The sequence below is a fragment of the Actinoplanes sp. NPDC051411 genome (assembly GCF_040682075.1).
In the GTDB taxonomy this organism is placed as follows: domain Bacteria; phylum Actinomycetota; class Actinomycetes; order Mycobacteriales; family Micromonosporaceae; genus Actinoplanes.
In genome coordinates this window covers 156201-176850 of the sequence record NZ_JBFBAD010000006.1, presented here as the reverse complement: position 1 = coordinate 176850, position 20650 = coordinate 156201, and the positions used below count along the sequence as shown (strand labels likewise).

The following is a 20650-nucleotide window of genomic DNA, read 5'->3' as shown; positions in this document are numbered from 1 at the left end:
TCCAGCTATGCGAGCCAGAAGGGTGCCATGCACCTGCTGACCCGCTACTGGGCCAAGGAACTGGCACCGCGCCGGATCCGGGTCAACGCGGTGGCGCCCGGCTCGACGCGTACCCGCATCGTCGACGACATCTTCACCCGGATGCCCGAGGTCATCCCGGCCGTCGCCGAGACGGTGGCCTTCGGGCGGGTCGGTGAGCCGGAGGACGTCGGCCGGGTCATCGCCCTGCTGCTCGACGACGCCGCCGCCTGGGTCACCGGCCAGGTCGTCGAGGCATCCGGCGGCCAGGGCCTCTGATCCCGATGGAAACCGCTCCTTTTCGTTTCGGTATCAGCCTTCAGACACCCGGTTCGTCAAGCGACTGGGCCGCCCGCGCCCGTGCGGCCGAGGACCAGGGCTACAACGTCATCCAGAGCGCCGACCATCTCGGCATGCCCGGGCCGTTCCTCGGGCTGCTGGCCGCGGCCCAGGCGACGAACCTTCGTGTCGGCACCTATCTCCTCAACGCCGGCCTGCACGCCCCGGCCTACCTGGCCCGCGACGTCGCCGACCTGCACCGGCTCACCGACGGCCGCTTCGAGATGGGTATCGGCGCAGGCTTCTTCGAATCCGATTACCAGGCGGCGGATCTGCCGTTCGGCACCCCGGGCTCGCGGCTGCGCACTCTCGAACGGGTCATCGCCGGTACGCGGGAGCTCCTCGCCGCCGAGCAGGACAAGCCGAACCCGCCGCTTATGATCGGCGGCGCCGGCAAGCGCATTCTCGAGCTGGCCGCCCGTACCGCCGACATCGTCAGTTTCCCGATGGCCGCAGGCCTCGGCCAGGGCACAGGCGAACAGGAACTCACCGCCCGGGTCGACATCGTCCGCCAGGCAGCCGGCGGCCGCAACGTCGAGCTGAACCTCTTCGTGTTCATGATCGGCGCGACGGTCTCGGACGTCGACCTGCGGGATCTCAGCTCGATGACCGGCAAGTCGGCCGAGCAACTCGCCGAGCTTCCCGGTGTGCTGATCGGATCACCCCACCAGATCGCCGACACGCTGCGGCGATACCGCGAAGAGCTGGGCATCAACTACATCAGCGTCACCGAGTCCTACCGGGACACGTTCGCCGAAGTCATCGCACAACTCACATGACGATCCCCGACCGGCTCGGGCGGACACGCCCGAGCCGGTGCAGCAGGACGGCGATGTGATCATGCAGCCGGCAGGTATGCCCGACTATCTCATCCGCATGCATCACCGGCGGTGGTGCGAACCGAGGACGCCAGGAGGATGAGCCAATGGCTCGCTTGGACATCACGCAGCTGACCCGCGCGGCGGACGAACTGCTGGAAGTGACTGCCAAACCGCGGCACCGACGCATTCTGGAGAACTACCGCCGGCATGCTCTGCTTGAGGTGTCAGGTAACTGGCCGGAGATCTTTGCACCGGATATGACGGTGAACCATCCCGTCTACCTGATCGACGCCAACGACATCAGTGTCAAGCTCGACGGGCTCGAGCAGGTCACCGGCTTCTACCGCACGTTGACCGATGCCGGATCCAACGTCATCGTGGTGCAGGACGAACAACTCGCGGTGGCCGACTGGGGTCTCGCCTCCGAGGCGATCTTCAACTCGTACGCGCGGGGCGCAGTCGCGCCCGGCGGGCTGGACGGCCACTTCTACATCGTGCGGCAGCGCATAGCGATGCATTGGCCGTACGACGACCAGGCTCGTCTGATGGGCGAGCACGTCTATGAACACGCTGCGCAACGAGAAGTCGTGGAGATCGGCGAGGCCGACTTCATCACCCCACAGGACGCCGAGCGCCTGCTCACTCCGCTCCTGCGTTCTCTGCCTCAGACCTGACGCGGGGGCGCCGGGAACTTCACGGAGGTCGGGCCAGGCGGCCTCGAACACCTTCATGCCGTCCTCGGCCGGCAGGTCCGGGCTGGAGCCGACAACGTACGGGTCACCGCTGGTCAGCAGATAGCAGTCGCCCTCTTCCAGCCGGAGGGGCTCGACGCTGCCTGTGGTCAGCCACATGTGGCCCCGCAGCACGGCACCCACCCGGATGTGCCGGTACTCGGCGAAGCTCAGGGCCCAGTCGTCCCCGACCTCAAGGCGGCACGGCGGGGCCACCTGTACGTCCAGAAGCCTCAGCACGTCCGACAACGGATCCACGGCATCCTCCGCACGGCTGGACGATCTGAGAATGAAACAGGACGCCTGGTGATAGTTGACGCCACCGGCCGTAGCTAATTTTGCCCGCAGATCGTCGATCCTGAAAGGGATCGAGCGATGAGCCACAGGCAGCATTCCTGTGCCGTCGAGGCGTTCCGGAGCGATCCGTCAGATATTGCCAAAGAAATGGCAGGCCGGAATCCAACGACGAGGTGTTCCGCAGGGCAAGCACCTTCACATCCTCCTGGGCCACGGTCGGGAGGTCATGGAGAACATGCTGCCCGGCCTGACCGCCGGTCTGATAGCGGACGGCGCCGTGACAACCGACCTGCTGGGCGGAATCCGCTATATATTCGAGGGTCGCCGCATCAAGCAGAAGGAAATGGGCATGCCCTCCGTTCTGGCCGGGCGCACTCTTGTCGAGACCCACATTCGTGATCGGGTACTCGCTCTCGACAACGTTTCCTTCCTCGGCGGTCACGAAGTGACCCGACTCGTTCTCGATGCCTCCGAGGACCGGATCAAAGGGGTTCACACCTCACCCACCGGCGATCCCGGCAACGAGGCGTCGCTGGAGGCGGACCTCGTCATCGACGCCACGGGCCGTGGAGCCCGGGGGACGGCCTGGCTACGGGACGCCGGCCTGAAGACTCCCGACGAAGACGAAACCACTATCAACATCGCCTACACGACACGGCACTTCCGGCGTCGGACCGGCGATCTGGGCGACGATCAAGCGGTCATCATCACTCCGACTGTGGAGAACCGGCGGGGCGGTGTGATGAATGCTCAAGAAGGCGGCACCTGGATCGTCACGCTCTTCGGCTACCTGGGCGAAGAGGCCCCTCTCGACCTCGCGGGTTTCCGGGAGTTCGCGGGCACACTCGCCGTCAAGGACATCTACGAGGTACTCACCGAGGCCGAACCCGTAGACGACGCGGCGATGATCCGTTTCCCGGCGAGCCGCCGCCGGCACTACGAGACCCTTGACGGGCTGCCGAAGGGGTACCTGACGATCGGGGACGCCTTGTGCAGCTTCAACCCGATTTACGGTCAAGGCATGACGGTCGCTGCGCTCGAGGCGGACATCCTGGGCACATGCCTGGACGAACGGCAAGGTGAGTCCTTGTTCGCGGGATCAGGGCTGACACGGGATTTCTACGCACGCCTTACCCCTGTCCTGGACGGTGCGTGGATAACGTCCGTGGGTGGTGATCTCAAGTACCCCGGAGTTGCCGGCGTCCGTACCCCCGAGTGGGAACAGATTAACGCCTTCACCGATCAGCTGTACCTCGCAGCCACCCGGGACGAGGCGTTGAGTCGCACCCTGGTCCGGCTCATCAACCTCCTAGACGGCCCGGACGTTCTTCAGGATCCGGCCTTCCTCGAGCGAGTGCGGGCAGCCGGGGCGGGCAGCGACTCGTGAGGCTCCGGTTGCGCTCCCGCGCGCGGATAGGCTCAGCGCGGTAACGCTCGTGCGAGAAGGTCGTGCACCATGGCGTCCGGGCCTGGCAGGCCGAGCGTGCGGCGCTGCCAGGTCCGGGCCGACGCCCGGTGCGGCCCGTCGAACACCGCCCGGCAGGCCCGCTCGATCGACTCCACGGTCGCCTCGGCGGGGTCCAGCGCGACCCCCACGCCCAGTTCGGTGAGCCGAGCGGCGTTCTGCGGCTGTTCCGCGTCCAACGGCACGGCCACCAGCGGCACGCCAGCGGTCAGCGCCTCTCGTACGCTACCGAAGCCGGCGTGCGTGATGAACAGATCGCAGGCGGGCAGCAGCAGCCGCTGCTGGAGGAATCCGGTCAGCAGCACGTTCTTCGGCAGCCGGCCGGCCCAGGAGGGCGCCGACACCACGGCGGTGCAGGGCAGGTTTCCCAGCGCTTCGATGACCCGCGTCAGCAGCGCCTGGTGGTTGGCCAGCATGGCCGCGGGGCGGGTGCCGAAGGCGGCCATCACGACCGGGCCCTCGCCGGTCAGCTCGGCGATCGCGGGATTGAGGGACTCGTCGGCGTCGACCCGCGGCGCCCGGTAGTGCCGGTAGTCGGCCGGGACCTGGTCCGGCGGCAGCCAGCCGGGGGCCAGCCAGCTCACCCATGGATGGTCGGTCACGGCGGCCATGTCGGCGGCCGCAGGAAAGCCGAGCGCGGCCCGGGACCGGTTGAGCCAGGGCAATATATCCGGGTCGCGCATCGTCGCAAGCGGCGCGTTGTCCAGGGTGACAACCGGGATGCCGAGCCGCTCGGCGAGCAGCAGGCCGCCGAACTCGGTGCACTCTCGCACCACGAGGTCGGGCCGCCAGTCCGAGGTCACCTCGACCATCTCGGTGGCGGCCAGCTCAGCCACGCGCCCGGCGAACAGCCGCCCGGCCGCGTCGCCGGGGCTGAGCGGCGCCCACGGCTCGCCGGCACCCGGGAATCCCACCTCACGGGCGAGGTCCGGGTCGGCGGCGAGCTGTTCCGGGCTGAGCATCCGGGTCATCGGCCACACAGGAACGTCGATGCGGGCGTCGTCAGCCAGGGCCGCACCGGTGGCGATCGCCACGTCATGGCCGGCGGCCCGCAGAAGCCGGGCCGTCGGGACCACCATCGTCCACAGGTGCGAAGGCACCGCCACGCTGGTCAGCAAGATTCTCATGCCCGCGTGGACGGTTCCGGGCGGGCCGGGTTCAGTTTCGCCGGCCGATCGTGAGCTAGGTCATCCCGTGGGAATCCGTACGCAGCACCCCGACGCCGACCCAGTCGAATGCGACTCGCGTCGTCGATGAACCAGCCGGCGGTAAATACGTTCTGAGTGGAAGGGCAATCGGTATGCCACGAAGGGATGTCGGGTAGGAGTGCCGTCGCTCTCGCGGAACTAATGGTCCGGCAACCCTGACTCGTGCTCGTGCTTGGCCGAGCGCATGACCCCTCCGTAAGGGCATCCGCCGCCGGCGCGTGCCGGCATTTGTCCAATTCGGATCGCCGCAACACGCCGTTGCGGCCGATGAGAGGAAGCGCAGATGGCAACGGCTGCGGAGTTGTTCGACCGCATCGGTTCGACGGACCTGCAGGGCGATGCCCCGGTCCGCCTCGGCACTTCGGTGGTGCTCGGCGGCAGCGTCGCCGGACTGCTGGCCGCGCGCGTGCTGGCCGATCACAGCGACGACGTGGTGATCGTCGAGCGGGACCCGTCCGGGGGCGACGACCGGCCGCGGCGTGGCGTGCCGCAGGGCAGCCAGCTGCACGCCATGCTGCCGGGGGGTGCGCGCCAGCTCGAACGATGGTTCCCCGGTTTCACCGCCGACGCTCTCGCCGCGGGCGCCCAGACGGCCAGGCCGGAGCAGCGGATCAACTTCCTCGACGGGAGACGGCTGGTCCGAGGCTCCGACGAGGTTCTGCTCACAGCGACCCGGCCTTTGCTGGAGAGGGTCATTCGCGGCCGGCTGCTCGAGCTGCCGAACGTCAGGGTCATCACCGGCCGGGTGACCGGGGTCGAGTTCGGGGAGTCGGCTGCGACGGCGGTCGACTACGAGGCGGAGAGCGGGCCGGCGAGGCAGGGCGCCGACCTCGTCGTGGACGCGATGGGCCGGGCCAGCCGGTTGAGCGAGTGGCTCGGCGAGGCGGGCTGGGACCGGCCGCCGCTGATCCGCCAGACCATCAACATCAACTACGCCACGGCGCTGTTCAAGCGCGAGCCCGGCGTACCGCCCTGGAACGCGGTGCAAGCTCTCTGCAGCCCTGAGGCCGGCGGGGATCTCGGCGGGGCGGCGATGGTTGCGGTGGAGGACGACCGCTGGATCATCCTGATGGGCGGCTACGGCGACTGCCGTCCCGGTCACACGGCCGAGGACTTTCTGCGCCGCTGCCGGGAGGAGTTCCCGGAGCAGTTCGGCCGCGTCGCCGAGCAGGAACTGCTGGAGCTGAAGACCTATCACCAGGCGGACAGCCGGCGCCGCGATTTCTTCCGGACTCGTAAGTTCCCGGCCCGCCTGGTCGTGGTCGGTGACGCCGTCGCGTCCTTCAACCCGATCTACGGGCAAGGCATGTCGGTGGCGGCCCTGCACGCCTCGTGTCTGTCGATGTACCTGCGGTCCGGTCCGGCGCTCGACTCCCCGGCCCGGCACTTCTTCGAACTTCAGCGAGTCGTCGATGACGCCGCCTGGGACCTGTCCACCTCGGGCGACCTGGCCCGCAAATCGGTGCCCGGTCCCCGGCCCAGCGGTTTTCCGCTCATGCATTGGCTGTCCAACCGAATCACCTCGGCGATGGCCACGGACGCCGTGGTGGCCCGGGTCTTCTTCGAGGTCACCTTCATGACCCGGCATCCCGCCGAGCTCGCCCGGCCGGTGCTGCTAGCGCGCGCGTTGCGGGCCGGGCTGCGCCGGCGCCCGGCTCCCGCCCCAACGCTGGCCGACATGCCTGTATGACATCGCCGCCCGAAGTCATGACGAACGGTGAGCGGGAGGCCGGCGAAGCTCAGTAGTTACGTTCAAGCGAGGCCGCTTTGTTTCACGAATATGCGACAGCGGCCGTTCGCCCCTCTCACGCAAATGGTCGAGAAGGTCGAACATTCTTTTCGCGCCAAGACTGGAAGAATGGGGTTACGAGTGTTCCGGAATGCATTCGACGGTGTCCGTGCGCACGATTCGGCCATCACCCGGCACCGGCGTGAGGGTTCTTGGCGTGCTGGCAGTCTGCTGACCGACCTGTGGAAGTGGCGCGACCAGACGCCGAGTGCTCCGGCAATCGTGGCATACCGGTCCGGGGAGCGGGTCCAACTGTCCTATGCGGAGTTCGCTGAATGGGTGGAGCGGTTCGCTGCGGGCTTGGCGGAGCTTGGGGTAGGCCCGGGCACCGTGATTGCCATCCAGCTCCCGAACTGGTGGGAGGCCAACGCGTTGGTACTGGCGGCAATCCGCGTCGGCGCTGTCGTAGCACCTCTGGTTCCGACGCTTGGCGAGCGAGAGCAGGAACGGATCCTGCGGCGTATCGGCGCGGCCGTATGCGTGACGCCGGAGGAGTGGAACGGCACGGACTACGCCAGCCGGATGGCTGGGCTCGCGGCACGGCTGCCACAACTGAAGCAGCGGATGATATTCGGCCGGGCTCGACGGCCCGGCGAGATCAGCTTTGCCGACCATTTCGTGCACAGTGACTGGCGGCCCCGGCAGGCAACCACGTTGGCCGCGATCGACGTCGACCCGGACCGCGCGGCCGTGGTGCTGTTTACGTCGGGAACGACGGGCAACCCTCAAGGAGCCGTCCACTCGCTGAACACCCTGTATGCGCTCGGCGCTGATTTCGTGCGGGTTTGGGGACACGGCTGCGCCGACCGGTACTTCACGCCGCACTGGTCTCTTCACCTGGCCGGAATGGTCTGCGGCATCGTCTACCCACTGCTCGTCGGTGGCTGTTGCGTAATGATCGACGCCTGGACACCGGAGACGGCCCCGGCCATGCTGGCGGCCGAGGAGATCACCTACCTGGGCGGGGCGCCGGTCTTCTTGACCGCTCTGATGACCGAGCTGCACTGGCAGGAACGGGCGATCCCCAGCGTGCGGATCGTCTTCGCCTTCGGAACGACCGTCCCACCGCAGCTCGTGACCAAGGTGGCCGACACGTTCGGCGTAGCGCTGGGCGCGGCCTGGGGAATGACGGAGGCCGGCTACATTTTCACGCGTCCGTCTGATCCCGCCGACTGGGCAGCACACAGCGTTGGCCGTCCGAGCCTGGGCACGGAGATCCAACTGCGCGCGACCGAGCCGATCACCGAGACCCAGCCCGGGCGCCTGATGATCCGAGGCGCCGGGGTATGCGTGGCGATACTGGATCGGGACGAAGGAGGCATTACCCTCACCCGCGCCCGAAGCGACGGTTGGTACGACACCGGCGACCTCGCCATCCCCGACGGCCGCGGCGGAATCCGGCTGATGGGCCGCGCCGCTGACCGCATCGGCGGCGTGCTCATGGTCCCGGCCACCGATGTGGAGGCTGCGCTGCGCGACCATCCGGCAGTGGCCGACGTCGCGTTGGTCGGCGTGCCCGACCCGGACGGCACGGAACAGGTCTGCGCGGTCATCGTGCCGACCGGCGAGTCACCGCGACTCGGAGAACTGCGAGACTTCCTCACCGGAGTCGGCATGACCGAGTGGTATCTGCCCACCCGCTCGGTAACACGCACAGAACTGCCCTACAACGCCATGGGCAAGGTGAACAAGGTGCTCCTGAAGAAACAGCTGACGGCACCGTGACCCCTGCTATGGTTCGAAGCCCTGCGGGCCGCCGCGCAGCATCGCATCGATAGCCGCTCGTTGTGCCTCGGACATGGTCGAGGCGCAGTGGGCCGCCGAGCGCCGAGGCCGAGCGTACGACGCTCGCCTGGTCGCGCACCGCGCTGTCACTGGTCGGCCTCAACCTCATCGTGGCCCGCAGCCTCGCGGCTCAGTTCGGGGCGATCGTGGCTGTCGTCGCGCTTGCCGGGACCTTCCTGGCGATCGCGGCGATGCACAGAGCGCACCGGCGATACCGGCACTGGACGGTGACCACCGGTCGGCCGTACCGGCCCGGCGCCGGCAACGTCGCCATGACGGCGATCGTCGCCGCACTCGGTATCGCCGTCCTGACCACATTGGTCAGCGTCTTGACCGGCCGATGACCGGCCTGCCCATCGACCCTCGCGGTCGCCTACAGCGTAAGGAAGACAGCTTCGATGACCACAACCCACCGTCGGCCGAACATCGTCATGATCCTCACGGACGACCACGCGTCACACGCGATCAGCGCCTACGGATCAGTGGTCGACCGCACGCCCCGGATCGACGAGATCGGCACGGAAGGGTGGCGGTTCGACAACTGCTTCGCCATCAACTCGCTGTGTTCGCCCAGCCGCGCCTCGATCCTGACCGGCACGTACAGCCACATCAACGGCGTGACCACGCTGGTCACGCCGATCGACGCGACCCAGCCGACCTTCATCAGCCAGCTGAAGGCAGCCGGATACCGCACAGCGATGATCGGCAAGTGGCACATGGGCGACGGCGACGGACACAACCCGCAGGGATTCGACTACTGGGATGTCCTCATCGAACAGGGCGAATACTTCAACCCGAACTTCCTGTCCGAGGAAGGGCTACGCCAGGTACCCGGATACACCACCGACCTGATCACCGACATGGCCCTCAACTGGGTCGAGAGTCTTCCCGGCGACGACCCGTGGTGCGTCCTGATCTACCACAAGTCACCACACCGCCCGTGGCTGCCCGACGAGAAACACGCGGACATGTACCGCGATCCCATTCCCCTTCCCAAGACGTTCGACGACAACTACGAAACGCGGTCCTCCTCGGCGCGCCGGGCCGCCATGCGCATGGTCGAGAACCTCAACAGCGAAAATCTGAAGCAGACACCGCCCGAGAACCTCACGTACGAAGAGCTGGCGCTCTGGAAGTATCAGCGTTTCATGGAGGACTGCCTCGCCTGTGTCGCCTCCGTGGACGACAACGTCGGCCGGGTCATCGACTGGCTGCGCGAGCGCGGCGACTTCGACGACACGCTCCTGATGTACGCCTCCGACCAAGGCTTCTTTCTCGGCGACCACGGCTGGTTCGACAAACGTTTCATGTACGAGGAGTCGCTGCGCATGCCCCTGATGCTGAGCTATCCGCGCCGGCTCGCCGCCGGGAAGGCCTTCGACGCCATCGTGACCAATGTGGATCTCGCGCAGACCATCCTCGACGCCGCCGGCGTCGAGCACCACCCGCGGATGCAGGGCGCCAGCTTCTTCCCCGATCTGCTGGCCGGCACCGCCGACCCGCGCCCGGGCATGTACTACCGCTACTGGGAACACGACGATGTCTTCCACAAGGCGCCCGCGCACTACGGCTACCGCACCGACAGCCACAAAATCATCTACTTCTACAACGACGGCCTCGGAAGGACTGGTCCATGCGACACCGGCATAGCGGTCGCTCGAACCCGGTCGTCCTCGGCTACGACGAACGGGTTCATGGCCGGGCGCCGTCCGGGCCTGGCGCACAATATGAGTGTCACCCCGAAGTTCGCGCGGAGTTCGGCGAGCCGGACAAGTAGGTCATCGCCGAGATCCGTGGCTGGCTTCGCGGCCAGGGGGACCGCTGACCGCCGTCACGCAGCTCCTGCCAGCTCGGTTCGGCCATGGTGTCAGCGTCACAGGCCACTCACGAGAAAGACCCATCAGCGAGGGGTGAGCGCGCGACCAAGCCTCATCGGGCCCGACTTGTCCGGCGCAGAAGGTGACTGCAATCTGCGAGCGCTTCCCCGGTTGGAGCCCTCTCACCGAGACTTCGGACATCGATGCAATGCGATGTTTGGCAGTATGGGCGACGAACAAGGCGGTCCCGACGCGGGGCCCGCAGCGGCGGATCGGTGTCCGGACGTGACGCACGGCTGGCGAGGGTTGCCGATCGTGCTGTGGCGGCGGGTCTTGAGGCGTGGTGGACACAGTTCACAAATCCGGCGACGGGCCAGGGCGAGGGCTCGTACGGGATGCACATCTTTCTCCCGTCCGGGCAGCGTTCCCGCGGCGTAAGCCTCAACGGTGGCGATGAAGCCGACGTCCTGCTGAAGTTCCCGTTCGAGCGCTGGACGGCCCTGCAGGGCTACGAGGCGATCCTCGATCCCGACGAACAACGGATCCTCGCGGAGATCACCCTTCGGGGAACCAGCTTGAGCCGGATTCCCGGCGCGGTCGTCGGGCCGCCGGAGAAGGACGAGCCGATCGGTGACCATGCGGCCGGACTGCGCCTGACGTTCAAGCTCGGCCCCGCACCAGGGCCGAGCAGCCTCACCCTCGCCGGCGGCACGGGAGGGTTGACCGTTGAACTGCGCTCCCGGGCACCGGCCGAGATCAGAGCGTTGCACGGCTCATCGAGCAGCGGCGGAGCGACGTTGATCATCCACGGAGTGCCGACGTGCGGTCATGACGAGGCACGCACGTTGCTCGAGGATCTGTCGGCCGCGGTGTTCATCGAGCTTGACCGTAGTTACGGCCTGGCCGGCACACTTCACCGCAGCGTCGCCGATGACGTAATGAAGTCCGAATACGACCAGGAAGCCATCAGCAGCCGCCCGCCGCGGTTACCGGCAGCGCGATACGGGCGCGACGCGGCATCGCTGTATCTCTACGCGCGTAGCGTGCGGTCCCAAGCGCCGTTGCTGGAATATCTCGGCTACTACCAGGTCATCGAGTACGGCGCGGCGGCTCAGTCGTCGAAGTGAGTGAAGATGACGACGCGTGGGCGCCGTTCCGGGTCTTCCGGGATGACGTTGCCGGGGTTGAGCTGTCCACGCGCAGTGACCAGGCCGGTGGCCGGGTCGACGATGCGGTATGCCGGGGGAGTGCCGTTGTCGTGCATCATGCGCAGCAGCTGGCCGCGATCCTGGTAGGCGATGTGCAGCTTGCTCGGCACTCGGAGGCCACGGGGATTGATGAAGGTCTCCCAGTCCGGCTCCATATCGGTGATGGGTAGCCCGTCGAGAATTTTGCCGATCATGCCGATGTAGGTCGAGCCCTCGTAGGCGAGGGCCGTCTGCCAGTCGCCTTCGGGCGCGAGGAAGTACACGGCGTGGCCGGGTTCGCCGGCGCGCCGTACCCATTGCCAGATGTTGGCGGCGCCGTAGACGACGCCCATGGTGCCGCCGGCGCAGAGGTTGCTCCAGGCCTCGTGTCCTTGCCACCAGCCTGCGGCGAGGTCGGCTGTTCTGGTCTGCTCGTAGGACGGCTCGCCGTTGGCGACGGCCTTGACGGGCCGCTCCCGCCACATGTCGGCGACCCGTTCGGGCACGTGTTCGCCGCCGTGGCCGGTCTGGCACCACTGGAAGTCCAGCCAGTCGGCGCCCTGGTGGGCGTTGGCGCGGGCGTGGGGGCGGTAGTGGATGCCGGTGGGTTGTTGGTAGCAGTCCCAGGCGTGAACCTCGCGGCCGCCGGCCTCGATCTGGGGTTCGTCGCCGGATCCGTCTGCCCCGACTAGGTAGATGGCGGGGCGGGCGCCGTAGCGGGCGACGAGGTAGCGGCAGTAGCGGGCGTATTCGTCGGGCGGGACGACGGTGCCGGCGACATCGAGGCCTTTCCATCCGAAGCCTTGGAAGACCGGTTGCAGGACGGGCACCAGGCCGTGTTCGGCGAGGATGCCGAGCAGCCGGTCGAGGTACTGGAAGTAGCCGGGATTCAGGTCGTTGAGCCGGCCGACGGGCAGGTCCTCGAAACCGATGTCGAAGCCTTCGTCGGCTCGGCGGTCGCGTGGCCCGATAGCGTGCATGTCGGGTTGTACGGACATGAGCAGGACGGCGTTGAAACCCTTGGCCGCGCGGTCTCGGGCGTAGACGCGGACCTCTTCCTCGGTCGCCCGCCACGGCAGCGCCCACGCGGTGTCGGCGACGAGCAGTGCCGGCGTGTCGTCGGCGTGCACGAGGCTGCGGCCACCGGGGGACATGCGCCAGAACCCGTGCCGATGGAAGGGACCGGTGCCCTCGGCGGGCGCGCTGTCGATGCGGCCGGACACTGCGTGCAGACCCGGATCGGGCACATTGGCGACGGTGCGCCAGCGCCAGGTGCCGTGGCCGGTCGGGGAGGCGAAGCGGACGCGCCAGGTCCGGCCGCCGTCGTAGAACGCCGGCCGGCGCAGGACCATCCCGTCGGTGTGAGTGAATTCCGCCCACACCTCAATCGAGGTGTACGGGTCGGGAACGGCGGTCTCGGCGGTCAGCGTGAACTCGGCTTCCCGCCACGCACGGATCTTCATATCAGGAGGCCCTTATAAGGTCGCGGGGCGGCTTCAACGACGCCGCTCGGCGCCATGCCGTCGTGGTCGAGGAGGAAGCCCGCGACCGGTGGAGAGCGCCGGGGACAGGCCCCACGCTGAGGATGAGGCCACGGCAATGTGCGCGATCTGCTCGGCTCGACCGGCGTGCGCGCGCAGCCGCGCGAACACCGGCATGGTGATGTGATCAGCGGTCAGCATCGCTCAGCCCTTCGAGGCGCCGGCGGTGAGGCCGCCGACGATCCAGCGCTGCAGGAAGGTGTACGCGATAAGGATGGGCACGACGGCGATGAGGATGCCGGCGGCCAGTCCGGTGCTGTTGTTGGAGAATTGCCCCTGAAAGTTGAGGAGGCCGACCGGGATGGTCTTGTGCGCGTCGGAGTTGAGCAGGATCAGCGCGAACAGGAACTCGTTCCAGGTCGCGACGGCGTCGAGGATCAGGACCGTGACCAGGGCCGGCGCCGAGAGCGGCAGCACGATGGTGAGGAAGATCCGCCACGGTCCGGCGCCGTCGATCTTGGCGGCCTCGATGATCTCGTCCGGCAGTTGCCGGAAGAACGATTGCAGGACCAGCACTTCGAACGGGATGCCGAAGGCCAGGTAGGGGCCGACGAGTCCGAGCAGGTTGTCGGTGATGCCGAGGCTGCGGGCCATCACGAAGACCGGGACGATCGTGATGTAGATCGGGATGGTCAGGCCGAGGAAGACGGTGTACATGATGGCGGCGCCGAACCGGATGCGCAGCTTCGCCAGGGCGTAGGCGAGCATGGCGGAGATGAAGACGCCGACGGGCACTTTCATGATCAGCAGTAGCGCGCTGTTGCGGTAGGTGGTGGCGAAGTTGCCGATGTCCCAGGCGTCGGCGAAGTTCTTCCACGTGAAGGTGGCCGGCCACGACAGCGGGCCGTGCGAGACGAAGTCGGCCAGCGGTCGGAAGGCGGTGACGACGAGCAGCACCAGCGGGGAGATCCACAGCAGGGCGACCAGGGTCATCACCACGGTGGTGCCGATGCCGCCCTTGCGCTTGCTGCGGCCGGTCGGGGCGGTCCCGGCAATCGTCGCCGCGGGCAGCGCGGCGGTGGGAACGACGGAGGTCATACCGCATGCTCCTTCGTCTGGGAACGGACATAGGGGATGCTGACCAGGATGGCCACCACGGTGATCACCACCGCGATGGCGGTGCCGTAGCCGGCCTGGTTGTACTGGAAGACGTTGAAGTACATCCAGGTGCCGATGACCTGGGTGGCGGTGCCGGGGCCGCCGTACGTCATGGCGTAAATCAGGTCGAAGACCTTGAATGAATCGATCACGGACAGCGCGATGACGACGTAGTGCGCCGCTTTGAGGCCGGGCATCGTGATGTGCCAGAACTGCTGCCATCGGCTTGCACCGTCGACGGTTGCCGCCTCGTACAGGTCGGGGCTGATGCTTTGTAGCGCGGCCAGGTAGAGCAGCATCGGGAAGCCGATGCGCAGCCAGATCGCGGCCACCATGGTGGCGCCCAATGCGGTCGAGTTCTGCCCGAGCCATGGCTGGGCCAGGCTGTTCAGGCCGATGGCACGCAGGGCGGCGTTGATTGCGCCGTACTGCGGGTTGTAGAGCCAGCCCCAGATCGAGGCCACCGACACCAGTGGGAGCACCGCCGGGGTGTAGAAGATCAGCCGCAGGACGGGCCTGCCGCGCACCTTGCCGTTGAGCACCACGGCCAGGGCCAGGCCGAGTACGACGGGTAGCGCGACGGTGACCACGGCCCAGATCAGGTTGTTGACGGCGGCTTGCCGGACGACCGGGTCGCTGACCATGTTCTTGTAGTTTTCGAGGCCGACCACCTGGTAGGCGGCGCTGAGCCCGTCCCAGTTGGTGAAGCTGAACCACAGTGACGACAACGCCGGGTAGACCAGGAACACGATGTAGACGATGAGTGCCGGTAGGGCGAAGACCCAGGCCATCGGGCCGCCGTGCCGGGCTTTGCGGGGGCGTAGGGCCGCGCGGCTCGCTGTGCTCATCGCGCGGCTCAGCTCTTGTTCCAGGCCTTGATGACGTCCTGCATCTTCTTGGCCGCGTCGGCCGGCGACGTCTTGCCCTGCAGCACGTCGCTCTGGATCGCGAAGTACTGGTCGGCTTGCTTCTTGGGCAAGGCCTGGTCCTGGATGGTGTAGAACGGCTGCTTGCCGGGTCCCTGCGACCATGCGTACGACAGCGGCAGCGTGGCCTGGTCGGGTTCCGCGCCAGCGATGACGGAGGAGGTCACCTTCATGGCCTTCTGGCTCTCTGGCTTGACCAGGAAGTCGATCAGCGCCGCCGCCATGTCGGGGTTGCCAGCCTTCGCGTTGATCATGTAGCCCTCGACGAAGCCGGAGTGCCGCACCGGATTCTGCCCGGTGGGCGCGGCGAAGACGCCGAAGTCGGCGGACTTCTTGTTGCCGGCCTGGATGCCCTGCGCCTCGGTCCATTGTCCGGTGAGCGTGTAGGCGGCCTTGCCCTGCACGTACCAGAGCTCCACGTCGGCCGGGTCGAGGCCGACCGCGCCGTCCGGCAGCCACTTCTGGTCCTGCCACTTCTTGAAGTTGGTGAACGCGGTGACGACCTCGGGCCGGTTCCAGTTCTCGGCCCCGGTGAGCAGCTTGTCGTGCAGGTCGGGGCCGGCGCTGGTCTCCAGCAGGTACTCGAACAGGCGCATGATGTCCCACCCGTATTTGCCCCCCAGGCCAGCCGGGGTGATGCCGGCCTTCACCAGCTTGGCGTTGGCCTCCTCGAGCTCCGCGTACGACGTGGGCGGAGCGGCGATCCCGGCCTTGGTGAACGCGGCCTTGCTGTACCAGATGCCGATGCCGGAGTTGATGTACGGCACCCCGCTCTTGACGCCGTCGAAGGTCATGCCCTGGATCGCGGCCGGGCTGATCTTGGAGTCCCAGCCGTACTTCTGGTAGTACCGGCTCAGGTCCATGGCCTGCTTGGCCTTGACGAACGGCGCGCCGATCTGGCCGCCCCAGATCCGCCAGACGTCCGGACCGCTGCCGCCGAGCAGCTCGGTGCGCAGCTTGTCGGGATAGACCGCGGCACCGGAGCCGGGCAGCGAGTCGACCGTGGTGGTCGTGCCGTTCTGGGTGTCGAACTGCTTGACCGTGGCCTTGACCAGATCGATGGTCGAGTTGTCTTCGTAGGTGAACAGCCGCAACGTCTTCGAGCCGTTGCCGGAGCCGCCGGTCGAGGTGGTATTCGAGCTGGTGCCGGTGCAGGCGGCCAGCCCGGCGGCGAGAGCGGCTCCGCCGCCCAGGGTGAAGAATCGGCGTCGGCTGAGGGAGTAGTCGGTCATCTCGTCTCCTTGGTCGGCTGTTTCCCGCCGAAGCGGCGGATCTTGGCGAACATGTCCTCGAGAAGGAACCGGACGTCGACATGCTCGACGACCCGGATGGGGTTGCCGGTGCCCGGCAGGTAGTGACCGTCCGGCCCGAAGCGCGCAGCCGGCACGATGCGGAACTGGGCGCCACGGGGGTAGAGCATCAGTGAGATGGCGGGCGAGTCGCCCAGCGATCGGGACTCGATCGGTTCGGGGTGGTGGGTGGCGTTCCACTCGATCAGCTGCCGGATCAGGTAATCGGCGAGCGGTGACGTGCCGCCGATCTTCTCCTCGAGCTCGGCGTAGCCCACCGAGACCTGGGAGTAGACGTTGGAGGGCACCTGCCAGACCGTCATTCCCGAGCCGAAGACCACGTTGGCGGCGGCGACGTCGTTGCCCAGGTTGAACTCCAGGCCCGGGGACGCCAGGGCGACGTCCCCGTAGCCGACGCCGCCGATCCAGATCACCACGACGTCGCGGTGGACGATCTCGGGGTCGAGCAGGATGGCCGACGCCATGTCGGTCAACGGCCCGAGGAACGCGACATAGAGCTTGTCGCCTCCGGACGCGAGCTTGCTCTCGTCGATGATCAGTCGAGCGCCGGGGCTGTCTCGGGGTGTCGACTCATCGGTGATCGCTAGAGCCGCTCCGTTGGCCACGACGACATCGGAGCCGAGGTCGAGATAGCGCAGGAGAAGGTCGATCTCCTCGCGGGACTCCGCCATGCTGCGGTCGCTGCGACGGTCACCGAAGTGCGCCGCGACGAGTCCTCGGACGTCCAACGTCGGCGAGAGGAGGGCGTGCACGACGGCGAACTGATCGTCCGCCTCGTTCTTCGCGTCGGTATCGATGATGACCCGACGCCGGGCAACAGCGGACATCAGCACTCCTCAACTGATCAGACTCGCGTAGGTGATGGCCATGCGCGAATGCATATCTATTCATCGGTTGGCTGCACGTCGGCCAAGGTCTAGATCGTGGACCCGGCCGGCCGCTGATGGGGAGCGACAAATCACCGAGTGTGTTATCGATAACCTACGCGAGAGGTTATCGATAACATGGGTGGATGAACAGAGACTTGCATGTAACACCTTGGTAACGAGAAGTACTCAAGTTGGCCTGCGTTACTCATGCGTTCAGGACGGAAGAGGGGTCGCATGTCAGAGACCGGAGCGCGGCCCAAGATGGTGGACGTCGGTCGCCTGGCCGGCGTATCGGCGCAGACCGTCTCGCGGTACTTCACCGGCAAGGGGTATGTCGGCGCCGAGACGCGCCGGCGGATCGAGTTCGCGATCGCCCAGCTCAACTATCAGTTCAACGGGTCGGCGAGAAACTTGAGGGTGAACGCGACCCGGACCATCGGGGTCCTCACCACCGGTCCGTCGGTCTACGGCACCTGGTCGGTCATTCAGGGCCTGAACGAGGCGGCCCACGACGCCGGCTACGCACTGTTCACGAGCTGGGTCGAGTTCGACCCGAGCGACGCGAGCACCACCCAGGAGATCCACGAGGCGCTCAACCGGTTCCTCTCGGCCCGGGTCGACGGCATCCTCGTCTCCACGCCCCACCTGGGCATCGAGGACACCCTGGAGCGGGTCTGGGAGACGGTGCCGGTCGTCATCCTTTCCGGACGGGCCTGGCCCAACGCGGACTCGGCGACGGTGGACTCCTACGAGGCCGGACTCCTGGCGACCAGACACTTGATCGAGCTCGGGCACCGGCGCATCCTGCACGTCGCCGGGCCTGAGCAGTTCAACGAGGCGCACGAGCGCGAACGCGGCTACCGGCAGGCCATGGCCGAAGCGGGCGCCCCGCCCCTTCCGGTCCGGCGCGGAGACTGGTCCGCTCAGTCCGGTTACGACGTCGGCCTCAGCGTCGACGTCCACGAATTCTCCGCCGTGTTCAGTGGCAACGATCAGATGGCCCTGGGCTTCATGAACGCGCTACGCAGCCGCGGTATGGCCGCGCCGGCCGACTACTCGATCGCGGGAGTGGACGACATGCCCGACGCACGCCATTTCGCGCCGCCGCTGACCTCGGTGTGGATGGACTTCGTCGAGCTCGGCCGGATCGGCTTCCGCATGCTGACCGAACGGGTCGCGACCGGCGAACGCGTCGCGCGGCAGGTGATCCACCCCTACCTCGTGCCGCGCGAGTCGACCGGGCCGGCGACTAGGCTGCGGGCAACCTGAAGATCGGTGATCAGGGTGTTGACCCAGCCGCCGAGCAGGGCGGCCCGGATCGCGGTGGTCTTGCGGGCGCCGCCGGCGACTGCGACCCGGCGGGGGATCGCCCGCAGCGTGTCGGCGCTGATGCCGAGCACCCGGTCGTCGAAGGCCGAGTCGATGTGTGTGCCGGCCTGGTCGAAGAAGCGGATGCACACGTCGCCGACCGCGCCGGCCGCGCTCAGAGCTGGCAGCTCGGTCTCGGCGACCGCGTTGCCGCTCTCGCGCAGTAGTGGTGACGGCTCGATGCTGCCGATGCCGACCAACGCCATGGTGAGGTCGTCACAGGCGCGCAGCACCGGCTCGATGTTGGGGTCGGCGACGAACATCTGCCGCATGTCGGCCGAGGCGAGCAGCCCGGGCGCGGGCAGATAGAGCGCTTCGGCGCCGGTCAACGCGGCCAGCCGGCCGGTGATCCTGGTCGCCTGAGTCTGCGCGGTCACGTTGCCGACCCCGCCGATCATCTGCACGACCTGCTCCGCGACCGGCGTCGGCCGCGGATGCATCGCCTCGACCGTGGCCAGAATCGTCGAGCTCCAGGAGGAGACGCCGATGCGTTCGCCGCCCATCAGGGTGGTCTCCAGATAGACCGCCGCCGCCGCACCCAGCGCACGCATGATGTCGGCCTCATCCGCGTGGTCGTCGGTGTCGGCGACGATCACCTCGGTCAGCCCGTAGGCCTGCTCGATCTCCTCCTCGAGCTCGGCGTAGACGCCACGCGGCGCAATCACGGTGGTGCGGACGATGCCGAGCTCGACCGCCCGCTTGAGCAGGCGGGAGACGCGGGGCTGGGAGATGTGCAGCTGCTCGGCGATCTGCGGCTGGCGCATGCCCCGCTCGTGGTACATGCGGGCGACCTTGGTGAGCAGCCGGATCTGGTCGCTGGCGATCTCCGCCACATAACTGTTGCTCACTGAGGTCCTCCCGTGCGTTAGTCGCCACCAGGAAGAATATCCATTCAACCACTGGTACGGAGGGACGGCCGGTCCGGACCGCCCCTCCAGCGGGCTACTTCACGGTGAGGATGACTCGCTGATAGTGCTTGAGCGGGGGCGTGCCGTTGTCGGTGACTTCCAGGATCAGGTGGATGGTGTCGCCGGGCTTCGCGTCGGTGGGGATCCTGAACGACGTGGTCGGTGTGGTCGTGCTGGTCATGGCCACGGTTCCGGCGTAGGTGTACTCCCACCAGCGGTAGGTGAGCTGGTTGCCGTCCGGGTCCCAGCCGCGCCCGTGCAGGGTGACGGCCTGGGCCGCCTTCGCTCGCAGGTTCAGGCCCTCCCGTACGGAAGCTGTGGGGTTGTGGTTGGCGTCGCGGTAGCGGGGGGTGACTCCCCATTGTGCGCGGGCGGCGAAGTCGTTCTGCAGGTCGGCGACCCAGCGGGTCTGCGGGTACGCCCGGTCGGCGGCGCCGGTGTCCGGATTGACGTCGGTGGTGTCGATCCAGCCGGTGGCGTTGGGGGTGAACCGGCCGCCCCAGCCGCCGTAGGTCGGGTTCTCGGCCGAGCGCAGGCCGTTGAAGTTGAGCAGGTAAAGGAAGGAGGGGGAGTCGCCCTCCGAGATGAAGTCGTGCACCGCGTAGGCTGATCTTCTGCTGGATCGCCGGCCATCTCCCGCTGCCCTGATACCGGTCCTGGATGGACTTCAGTGCGCGGGCGGTGGTGTTCAGGCCGCCCCAGGACTGGATATAGAGCGGGCGGGGATCGTCGTCGAGGATGACCTTCTTGATCCAGTCGGAACCGGCGGTGTCGTGGTCCATCTCGCTGACGTTGTCGACGTTCCCGATCTTGTACAGCGAGCGCAGCCTCGCGGGCGAGGGGTAGCCGTTCGCGTGCTGGCGCAGGTTGGGGTAGATCTTCGAGTACAGGTCGATGTAGTGGGAGAGCCACTGGGTGCCGGTCCAGCGGAACGGCGCGACGTCGGTGCCGTTGCCGGCGTAGTGGAACTGGGAGCTCGAGTAGATGATGCCTTGGATGTCGAACTCGTTGGAGTAGTACAGGAAGCGGATGAACGAGTCCATGTCGTCCACCTCGCCGTCCTGCGACACGATGATGCGCGGCTGGTCGTTGCGGCTTGCGTGAGCGTCAGCCGGGTGGCGGCGACCACCGACATGACGACGGCCAGCGCGGCACCGAGTAACGCGCGGCGGA

Annotated in this window: 18 protein-coding genes and 2 pseudogenes; 10 read left to right on the top strand and 10 right to left on the bottom strand. The window is 67.3% G+C overall.

Annotation, left to right across the window (positions count from 1 at the left end; translation table 11 throughout):
* From AB0M88_RS05470 to AB0M88_RS05460, 3 genes are all read left to right on the top strand, one after another.
* The coding region (locus AB0M88_RS05470; protein ID WP_364095737.1) for an SDR family oxidoreductase at positions 1 to 297 on the top strand (297 nt) is incomplete at its 5' end.
* A gap of 5 nt (positions 298 to 302) precedes the next feature.
* The gene (locus tag AB0M88_RS05465; protein ID WP_364095734.1) at positions 303 to 1136 is read left to right on the top strand and encodes a TIGR03621 family F420-dependent LLM class oxidoreductase; all 834 of its coding nucleotides are present in this window, start codon (positions 303 to 305) and stop codon (positions 1134 to 1136) included.
* A 155-nt stretch (positions 1137 to 1291) separates the two neighbouring features.
* Positions 1292 to 1852, top strand: coding sequence for a hypothetical protein (locus AB0M88_RS05460; RefSeq protein WP_364095758.1), 561 nt, complete (start codon positions 1292 to 1294; stop codon positions 1850 to 1852).
* A gap of 57 nt (positions 1853 to 1909) precedes the next feature.
* On the opposite strand, the pseudogene AB0M88_RS05455 reads toward AB0M88_RS05460, so the two are convergent.
* Positions 1910 to 2302, bottom strand: a pseudogene (locus AB0M88_RS05455) (cupin domain-containing protein); the annotation flags it as partial.
* 130 nt (positions 2303 to 2432) lie between these two features.
* Between AB0M88_RS05455 and AB0M88_RS05450 the strand changes: the two are divergent.
* Entirely contained in the window at positions 2433 to 3593 is a 1161-nt protein-coding gene (locus tag AB0M88_RS05450; RefSeq protein ID WP_364095732.1) for an FAD-binding monooxygenase, read from the top strand.
* A 32-nt stretch (positions 3594 to 3625) separates the two neighbouring features.
* Here the strand turns inward: AB0M88_RS05450 and AB0M88_RS05445 are convergent, their stop codons facing one another.
* Positions 3626 to 4798 carry a glycosyltransferase gene (locus AB0M88_RS05445; RefSeq protein ID WP_364095729.1) on the bottom strand — a complete coding sequence of 391 codons (1173 nt, stop codon included), beginning with the start codon at positions 4796 to 4798 and terminating at the stop codon, positions 3626 to 3628.
* A 364-nt stretch (positions 4799 to 5162) separates the two neighbouring features.
* On the opposite strand from AB0M88_RS05445, the gene AB0M88_RS05440 reads away from it, so the two are divergent.
* The 5 genes from AB0M88_RS05440 (at position 5163) to AB0M88_RS05420 (ending at position 11397) form a co-directional block, all read left to right on the top strand.
* Positions 5163 to 6569, top strand: coding sequence for an FAD-dependent oxidoreductase (locus AB0M88_RS05440; RefSeq protein WP_364095726.1), 1407 nt, complete (start codon positions 5163 to 5165; stop codon positions 6567 to 6569).
* Positions 6570 to 6692: 123 nt separating this feature from the next.
* Positions 6693 to 8393: an AMP-binding protein gene (locus tag AB0M88_RS05435; protein ID WP_364095723.1), complete on the top strand. Its 1701-nt coding sequence runs from the start codon at positions 6693 to 6695 to the stop codon at positions 8391 to 8393.
* Positions 8394 to 8455: 62 nt separating this feature from the next.
* Positions 8456 to 8797: a DUF202 domain-containing protein gene (locus tag AB0M88_RS05430; protein ID WP_364095720.1), complete on the top strand. Its 342-nt coding sequence runs from the start codon at positions 8456 to 8458 to the stop codon at positions 8795 to 8797.
* Positions 8798 to 8851: 54 nt separating this feature from the next.
* Positions 8852 to 10708 carry a sulfatase gene (locus tag AB0M88_RS05425; RefSeq protein ID WP_364095718.1) on the top strand — a complete coding sequence of 619 codons (1857 nt, stop codon included), beginning with the start codon at positions 8852 to 8854 and terminating at the stop codon, positions 10706 to 10708.
* Positions 10666 to 11397, top strand: a complete 732-nt coding sequence (locus tag AB0M88_RS05420; RefSeq protein WP_364095715.1) for a hypothetical protein — start codon at positions 10666 to 10668, stop codon at positions 11395 to 11397. The genes AB0M88_RS05425 and AB0M88_RS05420 overlap by 43 nt, the downstream gene beginning before the upstream one ends.
* Here AB0M88_RS05420 and AB0M88_RS05415 read toward each other — a convergent pair.
* The 5 genes from AB0M88_RS05415 to AB0M88_RS05395 all read right to left on the bottom strand — a co-directional run bounded on the left by AB0M88_RS05415 (position 11382) and on the right by AB0M88_RS05395 (position 17159).
* Positions 11382 to 12920, bottom strand: a complete 1539-nt coding sequence (locus tag AB0M88_RS05415) for a DUF4038 domain-containing protein (protein ID WP_364095712.1) — start codon at positions 12918 to 12920, stop codon at positions 11382 to 11384. The genes AB0M88_RS05420 and AB0M88_RS05415 overlap by 16 nt on opposite strands.
* 222 nt (positions 12921 to 13142) lie before the next feature.
* On the bottom strand, positions 13143 to 14036 hold the full coding sequence (locus AB0M88_RS05410; protein ID WP_364095709.1) for a carbohydrate ABC transporter permease: 894 nt from the start codon (positions 14034 to 14036) through the stop codon (positions 13143 to 13145).
* Positions 14033 to 14944 (bottom strand): sugar ABC transporter permease, encoded by a 912-nt coding sequence (locus tag AB0M88_RS05405; RefSeq protein ID WP_364095707.1) that lies wholly within the window; start codon positions 14942 to 14944, stop codon positions 14033 to 14035. The genes AB0M88_RS05410 and AB0M88_RS05405 overlap by 4 nt, the downstream gene beginning before the upstream one ends.
* An 8-nt stretch (positions 14945 to 14952) precedes the next feature.
* Positions 14953 to 16254, bottom strand: coding sequence for an extracellular solute-binding protein (locus AB0M88_RS05400; protein ID WP_364095704.1), 1302 nt, complete (start codon positions 16252 to 16254; stop codon positions 14953 to 14955).
* Complete coding sequence (locus AB0M88_RS05395) at positions 16251 to 17159, bottom strand: nucleoside hydrolase (protein ID WP_364095701.1); 909 nt, start codon at positions 17157 to 17159, stop codon at positions 16251 to 16253. The genes AB0M88_RS05400 and AB0M88_RS05395 overlap by 4 nt, the downstream gene beginning before the upstream one ends.
* A gap of 276 nt (positions 17160 to 17435) precedes the next feature.
* Here AB0M88_RS05395 and AB0M88_RS05390 point away from each other — a divergent pair, with 276 nt between their 5' ends.
* On the top strand, positions 17436 to 18470 hold the full coding sequence (locus AB0M88_RS05390) for a LacI family DNA-binding transcriptional regulator (protein WP_364095699.1): 1035 nt from the start codon (positions 17436 to 17438) through the stop codon (positions 18468 to 18470).
* Here the strand turns inward: AB0M88_RS05390 and AB0M88_RS05385 are convergent.
* The 3 genes and pseudogenes from AB0M88_RS05385 to AB0M88_RS05375 form a co-directional block, all read right to left on the bottom strand.
* Positions 18416 to 19417 (bottom strand): sugar-binding transcriptional regulator, encoded by a 1002-nt coding sequence (locus AB0M88_RS05385; protein ID WP_364095696.1) that lies wholly within the window; start codon positions 19415 to 19417, stop codon positions 18416 to 18418. The two genes, AB0M88_RS05390 and AB0M88_RS05385, sit on opposite strands and share 55 nt — an antisense overlap.
* 94 nt (positions 19418 to 19511) lie before the next feature.
* Complete coding sequence (locus AB0M88_RS05380) at positions 19512 to 20075, bottom strand: nucleoside hydrolase-like domain-containing protein (RefSeq protein WP_364095693.1); 564 nt, start codon at positions 20073 to 20075, stop codon at positions 19512 to 19514.
* A 72-nt stretch (positions 20076 to 20147) separates the two neighbouring features.
* Positions 20148 to 20520, bottom strand: a pseudogene (locus tag AB0M88_RS05375) (nucleoside hydrolase-like domain-containing protein); the annotation flags it as partial.
* Between the last annotated feature and the right edge of the window lie 130 nt (positions 20521 to 20650).

Bases quoted from the DNA above. Each gene is read 5' to 3' on its own strand.
- AB0M88_RS05440 (WP_364095726.1), top strand. From the start codon at position 5,163: ATGGCAACGGCTGCGGAGTTGTTCGACCGCATCGGTTCGACGGACCTG.
- AB0M88_RS05405 (WP_364095707.1), bottom strand. From the start codon at position 14,944: ATGAGCACAGCGAGCCGCGCGGCCCTACGCCCCCGCAAAGCCCGGCAC.
- AB0M88_RS05465 (WP_364095734.1), top strand. From the start codon at position 303: ATGGAAACCGCTCCTTTTCGTTTCGGTATCAGCCTTCAGACACCCGGT.
- AB0M88_RS05420 (WP_364095715.1), top strand. From the start codon at position 10,666: ATGCACATCTTTCTCCCGTCCGGGCAGCGTTCCCGCGGCGTAAGCCTC.
- AB0M88_RS05390 (WP_364095699.1), top strand. From the start codon at position 17,436: ATGTCAGAGACCGGAGCGCGGCCCAAGATGGTGGACGTCGGTCGCCTG.
- AB0M88_RS05450 (WP_364095732.1), top strand. From the start codon at position 2,433: ATGGAGAACATGCTGCCCGGCCTGACCGCCGGTCTGATAGCGGACGGC.
- AB0M88_RS05445 (WP_364095729.1), bottom strand. From the start codon at position 4,798: ATGAGAATCTTGCTGACCAGCGTGGCGGTGCCTTCGCACCTGTGGACG.
- AB0M88_RS05395 (WP_364095701.1), bottom strand. From the start codon at position 17,159: ATGTCCGCTGTTGCCCGGCGTCGGGTCATCATCGATACCGACGCGAAG.
- AB0M88_RS05425 (WP_364095718.1), top strand. From the start codon at position 8,852: ATGACCACAACCCACCGTCGGCCGAACATCGTCATGATCCTCACGGAC.
- AB0M88_RS05435 (WP_364095723.1), top strand. From the start codon at position 6,693: ATGGTCGAGAAGGTCGAACATTCTTTTCGCGCCAAGACTGGAAGAATG.
- AB0M88_RS05400 (WP_364095704.1), bottom strand. From the start codon at position 16,254: ATGACCGACTACTCCCTCAGCCGACGCCGATTCTTCACCCTGGGCGGC.
- AB0M88_RS05410 (WP_364095709.1), bottom strand. From the start codon at position 14,036: ATGACCTCCGTCGTTCCCACCGCCGCGCTGCCCGCGGCGACGATTGCC.
- AB0M88_RS05415 (WP_364095712.1), bottom strand. From the start codon at position 12,920: ATGAAGATCCGTGCGTGGCGGGAAGCCGAGTTCACGCTGACCGCCGAG.